The organism is Variovorax boronicumulans NBRC 103145 (assembly GCF_001591345.1).
GTDB lineage: Bacteria > Pseudomonadota > Gammaproteobacteria > Burkholderiales > Burkholderiaceae_C > Variovorax > Variovorax boronicumulans.
In genome coordinates this window covers 14,741-27,341 of sequence record NZ_BCUS01000085.1, presented here as the reverse complement: position 1 = coordinate 27,341, position 12,601 = coordinate 14,741, and the positions used below count along the sequence as shown (strand labels likewise).

General features: G+C 64.3%; 8 protein-coding genes. All 8 read right to left on the bottom strand.

Going from position 1 to position 12,601, the window contains the following annotated elements:
- On the bottom strand, nt 1–776 hold a 776-nt coding region (locus VBO01S_RS21995; RefSeq protein ID WP_370681562.1), incomplete at its 3' end, for a transcription antitermination factor NusB.
- 94 nt (nt 777–870) lie between these two features.
- A complete protein-coding gene (locus VBO01S_RS21990) occupies nt 871–1,470 on the bottom strand; it encodes a LemA family protein (RefSeq protein WP_062479333.1) in 600 nt (199 codons plus the stop codon).
- Between the two features lie 115 nt (nt 1,471–1,585).
- Complete coding sequence (gene rpoC / locus VBO01S_RS21985) at nt 1,586–5,821, bottom strand: DNA-directed RNA polymerase subunit beta' (RefSeq protein WP_062479330.1); 4,236 nt, start codon at nt 5,819–5,821, stop codon at nt 1,586–1,588.
- Between the two features lie 21 nt (nt 5,822–5,842).
- The gene (gene rpoB / locus VBO01S_RS21980; protein WP_062479328.1) at nt 5,843–9,967 is read right to left on the bottom strand and encodes a DNA-directed RNA polymerase subunit beta; all 4,125 of its coding nucleotides are present in this window, start codon (nt 9,965–9,967) and stop codon (nt 5,843–5,845) included.
- A gap of 301 nt (nt 9,968–10,268) precedes the next feature.
- Entirely contained in the window at nt 10,269–10,643 is a 375-nt protein-coding gene (gene rplL / locus VBO01S_RS21975; protein WP_062479325.1) for a 50S ribosomal protein L7/L12, read from the bottom strand.
- A gap of 43 nt (nt 10,644–10,686) precedes the next feature.
- Nucleotides 10,687–11,223: a 50S ribosomal protein L10 gene (gene rplJ, locus VBO01S_RS21970; RefSeq protein ID WP_062479322.1), complete on the bottom strand. Its 537-nt coding sequence runs from the start codon at nt 11,221–11,223 to the stop codon at nt 10,687–10,689.
- A gap of 246 nt (nt 11,224–11,469) precedes the next feature.
- A complete protein-coding gene (gene rplA / locus VBO01S_RS21965; protein ID WP_062479319.1) occupies nt 11,470–12,168 on the bottom strand; it encodes a 50S ribosomal protein L1 in 699 nt (232 codons plus the stop codon).
- Complete coding sequence (gene rplK / locus VBO01S_RS21960; RefSeq protein ID WP_056584627.1) at nt 12,169–12,600, bottom strand: 50S ribosomal protein L11; 432 nt, start codon at nt 12,598–12,600, stop codon at nt 12,169–12,171. It lies immediately after the preceding gene.
- Between the last annotated feature and the right edge of the window lies 1 nt (nt 12,601).

Below are 12,601 nucleotides of genomic sequence, written 5' to 3'. Positions count from 1 at the left end.
CCGTCGAGCAGCAAGGGCGCCGCGAGCTGTGCGGCGGCGTCCTGCACCGAGCAGGCGCCGTCGGCGAAACCGGGCAGCTGCTGCACCGGGCGGGCCCGGGCCAGCTGCAGGCCGTCGGCGCCGACGCGCGTGGCCGCGAGGCCCACCGCTTCCAGTTCCAACAGGTACGCGGCCGGCGTCGATTGCAGCGCGTTGACGCGCAAGGTCATCGGCGCCTGGGCGTTGTCGGCCGACAGCACGCGCTGCCAGTCGCGCGGATGGTCGCGCTTGAGGCGTTCGATCCACCAGCGCGGGTGGTTCCACTGCGCGACCGGTTCGGTGTCGGTGGCGGCCACGAGCTCGTCGCGCTCGCGCAGGAAGCGGCGCAGGCAGGCGTTGATGAAGCTGGCCTGTGCCCGCGTCGCCGGGTTGCGCTTGGCGGCTTCCACGGCCTGGTCGACCAGCGTGAAGGGCTCGTAAGGGGCGTGGTCGCTGTGCCAGGCCAGCGCGAGCGCGGTGCACAGCAAGGCGTCGGGCAGCGGCGGCGGCGTGCGCTTGGCCAGGTGGCGGCGCAGCGCTTCGGCGCGGCCGAGCCAGCGCAGCACCTGGAAGCCGAGCGCCTGCACGCCGGGGCGCAGCGCGGGCTCGACGGCCTCGAACGCGACGGTGCCCGAGGTGCCGGCGCGAATCGACGCCAGCGCCCCTGCGGTCAGTTGCAGTTGGCGCCAGAGCGGCGGTTGTTGCGGCGCCGAGGAGGCGCTGCCCGAAGAGGGGTCGGAGGAAAGATCTGCTGGCAAGTTGGGGCCGATGGTAACGGGCGAGAAAGACAGCACGCCGCGCGGTGGGAATGGAAACGAAGGCGCTGCCCGCCTGTCGTCGGGTCGGGTCAGGTCAAAGCAGCGGGGCCGCGGGCCGCAGTCGCACAATCCAGGCCACCAGCAGCGCCGGGAACTGGGCGATGCCCGCGTTGTACTGCGCCACGGCCTGGTTGAACTGGCCGCGTGCGATTTCCGCCGCCGCCGAGGGCTCGGGCCAGGCAATGGGCGCGGCCGGATCGGACGCGCCGCCCAGGCCGGGCATCAGCGGCGCAGGCCGCGACAGCGTGCCGTCCGCGTCGAACACCGTGACCGCGCCCGGATACTGGCGCCGCCATGCCGCAATGAGCACCTGCAGCGCGGTGGCCAGCGCCGCCATGCTGCCCGGATCGAGCGGGCGCACCCGCGTCGCGCCGAGCAGGGTCGCGAGCTGCGTCGTGGCGGCCTGCAGCGGCGCCACGGTGGGCGCGCCTTCGGGCGGCGACTCGGGCCGGGGCGCGGCGGTGATGCTGGCCTGGACGAAATCGAGCTGCTTGCGCAGCGCCACATCGAGCACGGCGTAGGCCTGGAGCACGGCCGCGCGCAAACGCACCAGCCGGTTGTAGGCGCCCACGAACCAGAACAGCAGCAGCGCGACAACGAGCCAGCCGGCCAGCGAATCGGGCAGGACGCTCATCGGAAACAGAACCTCTTGGTCATCGGTCGGAACCCTGCGAACACAAAGAAAAACGCCCCCCGACCGGAGCGGTCGGAGGGCGTGGGCAACCGGTCATGCCGGTGATGCTAACCAGTTATTCGGTCGCGGCGCCTTCGTTGGCGTCGACCGTGCTGGTCGCTGCATCGCTGTCGCCGGAGCCGGCCAGTTCGGCAGCTTCCGACTCGGCGATGGCGCGGCGCTCGGCCTCGTCCATGGCGTCCTTGACCTTGCGGGCCTGGTGGTACGCCATACCGGTGCCTGCGGGAATCAGGCGACCGACGATGACGTTTTCCTTCAGACCGCGCAGCTCGTCGCGCTTGCCCATGATCGCGGCTTCGGTCAGCACGCGCGTCGTTTCCTGGAACGAAGCGGCCGAGATGAACGAGTCGGTCGACAGCGACGCCTTCGTGATACCCAGCAGCAGGTTGGTGAACGTCGCGGGGATCTTGCCTTCGGCGCGCAGGGCGTCGTTGGTGTTGAGCATTTCGCTGCGTTCGACCTGTTCGCCGGAGATGTAGCTCGTGTCGCCGATGTTGTCGACCACGACGCGGCGCAGCATCTGGCGAACGATCACCTCGATGTGCTTGTCGTTGATCTTCACACCCTGCAAACGGTACACGTCCTGCACTTCGTCCACGATGTAGCGCGCGAGTTCTTCCGAACCCAGCAGGCGCAGGATGTCCTGCGGGTCCGCCGGACCGTCGACCACGCTTTCGCCCTTGTTCACCACCTGGCCTTCGTGCACCAGGATGTTCTTTTCCTTCGGCACGAGGTCTTCGTAGACGCCGCCTTCGGGATCGGTGATCTGCAGGCGGATCTTGCCCTTGGTCTCTTTACCGAACGACACGGTACCGGTCATTTCGGCCAGCATGCCCTTGTCCTTCGGCGAACGGGCTTCGAACAGCTCGGCCACGCGCGGCAGACCGCCGGTGATGTCTCGGGTCTTCTGACCTTCGACCGGGATGCGTGCCAGCACTTCGCCGGGGCCCACGTCCTGACCGTCGCGGATCTGCACCAGGGCGCCGATCGGGAAGCCGATCGTCACCGAGTGGTCGGTGCCGGGGATCTTCACTTCCAGGCCTTGGGCGTCGATCAGCTTGACCTGCGGACGCACGACCTTGGCAGCGCCGCGGCGCTTCGGGTCGATCACGACCAGGGTCGACAGACCGGTCACTTCGTCCACCTGCTTGGCGACCGTCAGGCCTTCCTCGACGTTCTCGAACTGCGCCTTGCCGGCGAACTCGGTAATGATCGGGCGGGTCAGCGGGTCCCAGTTGGCGAGCACGTGGCCGGCCTTGATCTGCTGGTCGGCCTTGACCGTCAGCGTGGCGCCGTACGGCACCTTGTGACGCTCGCGCTCACGGCCGTGCTCGTCATGGATGACGATCTCGCCCGAACGCGAAATCACGACCAGCTCGCCCTTGCTGTTGGTCACGTAGCGCATCGTGGCGTTGAAGCCGATCGAGCCGTTCGACTTGGCTTCCACGCTCGAGGCGATGGCAGCGCGCGAAGCGGCACCACCGATGTGGAAGGTACGCATCGTCAGCTGCGTGCCGGGTTCGCCGATGGACTGGGCAGCAATCACACCGACGGCTTCGCCGATGTTGATCAGGCCGCCACGGCCCAGGTCGCGGCCGTAGCAGGTCGCGCAGATGCCGAAACGCGTTTCGCAGGTCAGCGCGGTGCGGACCTTGACTTCGTCGACGCCCTGGGCTTCCAGTGCTTCGATGTTGTCTTCGTCGAACATCTCGCCGGCCTTGAGCAGCACCGAACGGTTTTCCGGGTGCAGCACGTCGTCCGCCGCCGAGCGGCCGAGGATTCGGTCGCGCAGCGACTCGATCACTTCACCGCCTTCGACGATGGCGCGCATCAGGTAACCGCCGTGCGTGCCGCAGTCCTGCTCGGTCACGACCAGGTCTTGCGTCACGTCGACCAGACGACGGGTCAGGTAACCCGAGTTCGCCGTCTTCAGCGCCGTGTCGGCCAGACCCTTACGGGCACCGTGGGTGGAGATGAAGTACTCCAACACGTTCAGGCCTTCGCGGAAGTTCGCGGTAATGGGCGTCTCGATGATCGAGCCGTCCGGCTTGGCCATCAGGCCCCGCATACCGGCCACCTGGCGAATCTGCGCTGCGGAACCGCGGGCGCCGGAGTCGGCCATCATGTAGATGGAGTTGAAGGACTCCTGCTCGACTTCCTTGCCGTGGCGGTCGATGACCTTCTGCTTGGACAGCTTGGCCATCATGACCTTCGACACTTCGTCGCCGGCCTTGCCCCAGATGTCCACCACCTTGTTGTAGCGCTCGCCGGAGGTCACGAGACCGGAGACGTACTGCTGCTCGATCTCCTTCACTTCCTTGGCCGAGCGCTCGATGATGCCGTGCTTCTCAGCGGGCACCAGCATGTCGTCGATGGCGATCGAGATGCCGGCCTTGGTCGCCAGACGGAAGCCGTTTTGCAGCAGCTTGTCGGCGAACACGACGGTCTCTTTCAGGCCGCACTTGCGGAACGAGACGTTGATGAGCTTGGAGATTTCCTTCTTCTTCAGCGCCTTGTTGATGTTCGAGAACGGCAGGCCCTTCGGCAGGATCTCGGACAGCAGGGCACGGCCCACGGTGGTGTCCACGAGCGAGGTCGACGGCGTGAACACGCCGGTTTCCTTGTCCTTGGTGTACTCCGTGATACGCACCGCGACTTTGGCGGTGAGCTCGACTTCGTTGGCGTCCAGCGCGCGCTGCACTTCACCGATGTCGGAGAAGATCAGGCCCTCGCCCTTGCCGTTGATGCGGTCGCGGGTCGTGTAGTACAGACCCAGCACCACGTCCTGCGAAGGAACGATCGACGGTTCGCCCGAGGCCGGGAACAGCACGTTGTTGGAGGCCAGCATCAGCGTGCGGGCTTCCATCTGCGCTTCCACCGACAGCGGCACGTGGACAGCCATCTGGTCGCCGTCGAAGTCGGCGTTGAAGGCCGCGCAAACGAGCGGGTGCAGCTGGATGGCCTTGCCTTCGATCAGGATCGGTTCGAACGCCTGGATGCCCAAACGGTGCAGCGTAGGCGCACGGTTCAGCATGACCGGGTGTTCCTTGATCACTTCTTCCAGAATGTCCCAGACCACCGGCGTGCCCGATTCGACTTCCTTCTTGGCAGCCTTGATCGTCGTCGCGATGCCCATGGCTTCGAGGCGCGAGAAGATGAAGGGCTTGAACAGCTCGAGCGCCATCAGCTTGGGCAGGCCGCACTGGTGCAGCTTGAGCGTCGGGCCCACCACGATGACCGAACGGCCCGAGTAGTCGACGCGCTTGCCCAGCAGGTTCTGGCGGAAACGACCGCTCTTGCCCTTGATCATGTCGGCCAGCGACTTCAGCGCGCGCTTGTTGGCGCCCGTCATGGCCTTGCCACGGCGGCCGTTGTCCAGCAGCGAGTCGACCGCTTCCTGCAGCATCCGCTTTTCGTTGCGCGCGATGATTTCCGGAGCCTTCAGCTCCAGCAGGCGGCGCAGACGCGAATTGCGGTTGATGACGCGGCGATACAGGTCGTTCAGGTCGGAGGTCGCGAAGCGGCCGCCGTCCAGCGGCACCAGCGGACGCAGGTCCGGCGGCAGCACGGGCAGCACTTCGAGCACCATCCACTGGGGCTTGATGCCCGACTTGCGGAAGGCCTCGAGCACCTTCAGGCGCTTGGAGTTCTTCTTGACCTTGACTTCGGAGCCGGTCAGGTCGCCGCGCAGGCGTTCGATCTCGCTGTCGAGTTCGATGCCTTCGAGCAGGTCCTTGATGCCTTCGGCGCCCATCTTCGCGATGAACTCGTCACCGTATTCCTTGCGCTTGGCGTCGTAGTCGTCCTCGGACATGATGCCGAACTTCTTCAGCGGGGTCATGCCGGGGTCGGTGATCACGTACGCTTCGAAGTACAGCACGCGTTCGATGTCGCGCAGCGTCATGTCGAGCACGAGGCCCAGGCGCGACGGCAGCGACTTCAGGAACCAGATGTGAGCGCAGGGCGCGGCCAGGTCGATGTGACCCATGCGCTCGCGACGCACCTTGGTCTGCGTGACTTCAACGCCGCACTTCTCGCAGATCACGCCGCGGTGCTTCAGGCGCTTGTACTTGCCGCACAGGCACTCGTAGTCCTTGATGGGGCCGAAGATCTTGGCGCAGAACAGACCGTCGCGCTCGGGCTTGAACGTGCGGTAGTTGATCGTCTCAGGCTTCTTCACCTCGCCGAAAGACCACGAACGGATCTTCTCGGGCGAAGCCATGCCGATCTTGATGGCATCGAAATGCTCATCGGGCGTGAATTGCTTGAACAGGTCGAGTAGCGATTTCATAAGACTCTTTCCCTTTTCAACTTAGGAACGCTCGAGCTCGATGTCGAGACCCAGCGAACGAATTTCCTTGACCAGCACGTTGAACGATTCCGGCATGCCGGCTTCGATCGAGTGCTCGCCCTTGACGATGCTTTCGTACACCTTGGTACGGCCTTGCACGTCGTCGGACTTCACGGTCAGCATTTCCTGCAGGACGTAGGCGGCGCCGTAAGCTTCCAGCGCCCACACTTCCATTTCACCGAAACGCTGGCCGCCGAACTGCGCCTTGCCGCCCAGCGGTTGCTGCGTGACGAGCGAGTACGGGCCGGTCGAACGGGCGTGCATCTTGTCGTCCACCAGGTGGTGCAGCTTCAAGAAGTGCATGTAGCCGACGGTGACGGGACGCTCGAACTGGTCGCCGGTGCGGCCGTCGTACAGGTAGGCCTGCGTGCGCGTCTCGGTCAGGCCCTTGAGCTTGGCGATGTCGTCCGGGTAGGCGAGCTTGAGCATGCCGCGGATTTCTTCTTCCGAGGCGCCGTCGAACACCGGCGTGGCAAACGTCGCGCCGCTTTGCAGGTTCGCCGCCATGGCGAGCAGCTCGGTGTCGCTCAGCTGGTCGAGCTCTTCCTTGCGGCCCGAGCCGTTGTACAGCTGTTCCAGGAACTTGCGCAGCTCGGCCACCTTGGCCTCTTGCTGCAGCAGGTCACCGATGCGCTGGCCGATGCCCTTGCCGGCCCAGCCCAGATGCACTTCGAGCACCTGGCCCACGTTCATCCGCGAAGGCACGCCCAGCGGGTTCAGGCAGATGTCGCACGGCGTGCCGTCGGCCATGTGGGGCATGTCTTCGACCGGAACGATCTTGGACACCACACCCTTGTTGCCGTGACGGCCGGCCATCTTGTCGCCGGGTTGCAGGCGGCGCTTGACGGCCAGGTAGACCTTGACCATCTTGAGCACGCCCGCGGGCAGCTCGTCGCCCTGCGTGAGCTTCTTGCGCTTTTCTTCGAATGCGAGGTCGAAGCTGTGGCGCGTCTGCTCCAGCGAGTTCTTGATCGACTCGAGCTGCGAGGCCACGTCGTCTTCCGCCGGGCGGATGTCGAACCAGTGGAACTTCTCGACCGACGACAGGTAGGCCTTGTCGAGCTTGGTGCCCTTGGCCAGCTTGTTCGGGCCGCCGTTGGCGACCTTGCCGGTCAAGAGCTTCTCGATACGGTCGAACGCGTCGGCTTCGACGATGCGCAGCTGGTCGTTCAAATCAAGGCGGAAGCGCTTGAGTTCATCGTCGATGATCTGCTGGGCGCGCTTGTCGCGCTGGATGCCTTCGCGGGTGAACACCTGCACGTCGATCACGGTGCCTTGCGAGCCCTGGTCCACGCGCAGCGAGGTGTCCTTCACGTCGGAAGCCTTCTCGCCGAAGATGGCGCGAAGCAGCTTCTCTTCCGGCGTCAGCGTGGTCTCGCCCTTCGGCGTGACCTTGCCCACCAGCGTGTCGCCCGGCTGCACTTCGGCGCCGACATAAATGATGCCGGATTCGTCGAGGCGGTTGAGCTGCTGCTCGGCCAGGTTCGGGATGTCGCGCGTGATTTCTTCGGCGCCCAGCTTCGTGTCGCGGGCCATCACCACCAGTTCCTCGATGTGGATCGAGGTGTAGCGGTCTTCGGCGACGACGCGTTCCGAGATCAGGATCGAGTCTTCGAAGTTGTAGCCGTTCCAGGGCATGAACGCGATCAGCATGTTCTGGCCGAGGGCCAGTTCACCGAGGTCGGTCGATGCGCCGTCGGCCACCACGTCGCCCTTGGCGATCTTGTCGCCGCGCTTGACGATCGGACGCTGGTGGATGTTGGTGTTCTGGTTCGAACGCTGATACTTGATCAGGTTGTAGATGTCCACGCCGACTTCACCGGCTGCCGCTTCGGCGTCGTTCACGCGCACCACGACACGGGTCGCATCGACGTAGTCGACGATACCGCCACGGGTGGCCGTGACCACGGTGCCCGAGTCGACCGCGGAGACGCGCTCGATGCCGGTACCGACCATCGGCTTTTCAGGACGCAGCACAGGCACGGCCTGACGCTGCATGTTGGCGCCCATCAACGCGCGGTTCGCATCGTCGTGCTCCAGGAACGGCACGAGCGAGGCAGCCACCGACACGATCTGCGCGGGCGACACGTCCATGTACTGGATGCGCTCGGCACCGACCAGGATCGATTCGCCGGCTTCACGCGCCGAGACCAGGTCGCCGGTCAGCTTGCCGTCCTTGTCCAGGACCGCGTTGGCCTGGGCGATGACGTACTTGCCTTCTTCGATGGCCGACAGGTAGTCGATGTCCATCGTGACCTTGCTGTCGACCACGCGGCGGTACGGCGTCTCGATGAAGCCGTACTCGTTCAAGCGGGCGTACAGGGCCAGCGAGTTGATCAGACCGATGTTCGGGCCTTCAGGCGTTTCGATCGGGCACACGCGGCCGTAGTGGGTCACGTGCACGTCGCGCACTTCGAAGCCTGCACGTTCACGCGTCAGACCACCCGGGCCAAGGGCCGACACGCGGCGCTTGTGGGTGATTTCGGACAGCGGGTTCGTCTGGTCCATGAACTGCGACAGCTGCGACGCACCGAAGAATTCCTTCAGCGCGGCCGAGATCGGCTTGCTGTTGATCAGGTCGTGCGGCATCAGCGGCTCTTGCTCGGCCTGACCCAGACGCTCCTTCACGGCCTTCTCGATACGTGCCAGGCCGGTGCGGTACTGGTTTTCGGCCAGTTCGCCGACGCAACGCACGCGGCGGTTGCCCAGGTGGTCGATGTCGTCGACTTCGCCGTTGCCGTTGCGCAGGTCCACGAGGATCTTGACCACGGCCAGGATGTCTTCGTTGGTCAGCACCATCGGGCCGGTCGATTCGTCGCGGCCGACCTTGGCGTTGAACTTCATGCGGCCCACGCGCGACAGGTCGTACGTGTCCGGGTTGTAGAACAGGCGCTGGAACAGGGCCTGCACCGCGTCTTCCGTCGGCGGCTCGCCGGGGCGCATCATGCGGTAGATGGCCACGCGCGCGGCGAACTCGTCCACCGTTTCGTCGATGCGCAGCGTCTGCGAGATGTACGCGCCCTGGTCCAGTTCGTTCGTGTAGATGACCTGGATGTCCTGCACGCCGGCCGTGCGCAGCTTCTTGAGCAGCGCTTCGGTCAGCTCGTCGTTGGCCTTGGCCAGGATTTCGCCGGAGTCGGCGTCGACGATGTTGCGGGCGATGACGCGGCCGACCAGGAAGTCTTCCGGCACGCTGATGTGCGTGGTGCCGCCCTGCTCGAGTTCACGCGTGTGGCGCGCCGTGACGCGCTTGTCCTTGGCGACCACGACCTTGCCCGACTTGTCGGTGATGTCGAAGCGCGCGACTTCGCCGCGCAGGCGCTCGGAGACGAACTCCATCTGCGCGCCGCTGTCCATCAGGCGGAAGTTGTCGTTCACGAAGAAGTTCGCGAGGATCGATTCCGGGTTCAGGCCGATGGCCTTCAGCAGGATCGTGACCGGCATCTTGCGGCGACGGTCCACGCGGAAGTACAGCATGTCCTTCGGGTCGAATTCGAAGTCGAGCCACGAACCGCGGTAGGGAATCACGCGGGCCGAGAACAGCAGCTTGCCCGAGCTGTGCGTCTTGCCCTTGTCGTGTTCGAAGAACACGCCGGGCGAACGGTGCAGCTGCGAGACGATCACGCGCTCGGTGCCGTTGATGATGAACGAACCCTTGTCGGTCATGAGCGGCACTTCGCCCATGTAGACCTCTTGTTCCTTCACTTCCTTGACCACCTTCGACTGCGAGGTCGACGACTCGCGGTCATAGATGATGAGCTGCACCTTGGCGCGCACGGCCGAGGCGAAGGTCAGACCACGGGTCTGGCACTCACGCACGTCGAACGCCGGCTTCGCCAGGTTGTACTCGAGGAACTTCATCTCGACAAAACCGTTGTGCGAGACGATCGGGAAGGCAGCGTCGAACGCGGCCTGCAGGCCTTCGACGGTGCGGTGCTTGGGGGCGATGCCGGCTTGCAGGAACGCGGTGTACGCGTCTTTCTGCATCTGCAGCAGGTAGGGGATTTCGACGACGCTGTCGCGGTTACCGAAACTTTTTCGGATGCGCTTGCGTTCGGTGTAACTGTACGCGGACGATTGGGCCATGAGAGCTCCGGTGCTTGAGATCTTCAGCGACTTGTCAGCAGTGCCGGGCGAACGGCACCACTGCTTGGCGGCTGGCCACTACCAGCCGTTGGCGGACGGCGATGCATTGCACATCGCCCGAACCAAGGGGTCTTCTGCAGTCGGGTTCAGAAGACACTCAAAAATCGTCTTGGCTTTTGCTATTCCATCGACCTTTCGGCCTCTGAAAGAACCGGCGCCAAGCCGGCTTTTGGGTGCGCTCTGAAAGCGGCAAAGGCTGGAGGGCCTTTTCAGGCACCTCCAGCCCTCTAGGGGGTCTGAATTACTTCAGTTCCACCTTGGCGCCGGCATCTTCCAGCTTCTTCTTGGCGGCTTCAGCGTCAGCCTTCGACAGGCCTTCCTTGACAGCCTTGGGAGCGGCTTCCACCAGGTCCTTGGCTTCCTTGAGGCCCAGGCCGGTGATTTCGCGCACGGCCTTGATCGCCGACACCTTGTTCGCGCCAGCATCCATCAGCATGACGTTGAACTCGGTTTGCTCTTCAGCGGCTGCAGCAACAGCGCCACCGCCGGCAGCGGGTGCCGACATGGCTGCGGCGCTCACGCCGAACTTCTCTTCGATGGCCTTGACCAGGTCGTTGAGTTCCAGGACCGTCATTGCGTCGAGCGCGGTCAGAAATGCGTCTTTATCGAATGCCATTTTTGTTTCCTAACAATTGGGTTGAATATTTCAAACGCGAGGCTCAAGCGGCCTGCGCTTCTGCCGGTGCATCGGCGACGGGTGCAGCTTCGCCACCACCGCGCTTCTCGGCCAGCGCCGCGAGCACGCGGGCGGTACGAGAGATCGGGGATTGCATCAAGCCCAGCAATTGCGCCAGCAGCACTTCCTTGGAAGGGATGTTGGCCAGTTGCTTCACGCCGTTGACGTCCAGGGCCTTGCCGCCAAACGCGCCACCGCGAATCACCAACTTGTCGTTGGTCTTCGCGAAGTCGGCCACCACCTTGGCGGCGGCCACTGCGTCTTCGGAAAAGCCGTAGATCAGCGGACCGGTCATCTGGTCGCCGACGACTTCAAATGCGCTACCAGCGACAGCACGGCGTGCCAGGGTGTTCTTCAGAACACTCAGGGTCACACCCTTGCTGCGAGCTTCGCTGCGCAGTTTGGTCATATCGGCCACCGTGATGCCACGGTATTCCGCCATCACGAGCGTTTGAGCTTTAGCGGCGAGGCTGGTCACATCACTGATGACCGCTTCTTTCTCACTGCGATTCAGACTCAAGGTCTACTCCTTTTAATGCGACCTTCGGCCGGGGCCTCGGATCGCGCTTCATGCAGCGACCAACTGTTTCGGAACAAAAATCAAATTCCTTGCAGCGGGATCGCCATCTGCGCTGGATACCGGAAGGATCGATCCGGCCATTAAGTGCAGCGCCCTGCACACCAGCGGTCTTGGATGGCTCGCGGCAACCGAAGCTGCCGCGACCCACCACATCTGCCCTCTCCTTGCGGGATCGGGCAAATCTCTTTAGCTCGCCGAGATGGTTTGCGTGTCCACGCGGACACCCAGACCCATCGTCGACGACACAGCCACCTTGCGCAGGTACACGCCCTTGCTGGTCGCCGGCTTGGCCTTGACCAGAGCGTCGATCAGCGCAGCGAGGTTGCCTTGCAGCTTGTCGTTGTCGAACGAGCGACGGCCGATCGTGCCGTGGATGATGCCGGCCTTGTCGACGCGGAACTGGACCTGGCCAGCCTTGGCGTTCTTGACAGCGGTGGCGACGTCAGGCGTCACGGTACCAACCTTGGGGTTGGGCATCAGGCCGCGCGGGCCGAGGATCTGACCGAGCGTACCGACGACGCGCATGGCATCGGGGGCAGCGATCACGACGTCGAAAGGCATGTCGCCCGCCTTGACCATCGCAGCCAGGTCGTCCATGCCGACGATATCGGCGCCAGCGGCCTTGGCTTCTTCAGCCTTGGCGCCTTGGGCGAACACGGCGACGCGCTTGGTCTTGCCGGTGCCGTTCGGCAGCACGACAGCACCGCGAACCACCTGGTCCGACTTCTTCGCGTCGATGCCCAGTTGCACGGCCACGTCGATCGATTCGTCGAACTTGGCGGTGGCGGCATCCTTGACGATGACGATGGCGTCAGCCAGGGGGTACAGCTTGTTGCTGTCGACCTTGCCTTGCAGCGACTTTTGCTTTTTGGTGATCTTGGACATTTACACGCCCTCCACATTCACGCCCATCGAGCGGGCCGAGCCGGCGATGGTGCGAACTGCTGCGTCGAGGTCGGCGGCAGTCAGGTCCTTCATCTTGGCCTTGGCGATTTCTTCGAGCTGAGCGCGCGTGATCTTGCCGACCTTGTCGGTGTGCGGACGGGCCGAGCCCTTGTCCAGCTTGATGGCCTTCTTGATCAAGGTGATCGCCGGAGGCGTCTTGATGATGAAGGTGAAGCTCTTGTCAGCGAACGCGGTGATGACCACCGGCAGCGGCAGACCCGGCTCGACGCCTTGGGTTTGCGCGTTGAACGCCTTGCAGAACTCCATGATGTTCAGACCGCGCTGACCCAGTGCGGGACCGATCGGCGGGGACGGGTTGGCCTTACCAGCTGGCACTTGCAGCTTGATGAAGCCGACGATTTTTTTCGCCATG

Excerpts from the sequence above, each read along its gene's own strand:
- VBO01S_RS21990 (WP_062479333.1), bottom strand. The coding sequence starts at position 1,470 with ATGAGCGTCCTGCCCGATTCGCTGGCCGGCTGGCTCGTTGTCGCGCTG.
- rpoC (WP_062479330.1), bottom strand. The coding sequence starts at position 5,821 with ATGAAATCGCTACTCGACCTGTTCAAGCAATTCACGCCCGATGAGCAT.
- rpoB (WP_062479328.1), bottom strand. The coding sequence starts at position 9,967 with ATGGCCCAATCGTCCGCGTACAGTTACACCGAACGCAAGCGCATCCGA.
- rplL (WP_062479325.1), bottom strand. The coding sequence starts at position 10,643 with ATGGCATTCGATAAAGACGCATTTCTGACCGCGCTCGACGCAATGACG.
- rplA (WP_062479319.1), bottom strand. The coding sequence starts at position 12,168 with ATGTCCAAGATCACCAAAAAGCAAAAGTCGCTGCAAGGCAAGGTCGAC.
- rplK (WP_056584627.1), bottom strand. The coding sequence starts at position 12,600 with ATGGCGAAAAAAATCGTCGGCTTCATCAAGCTGCAAGTGCCAGCTGGT.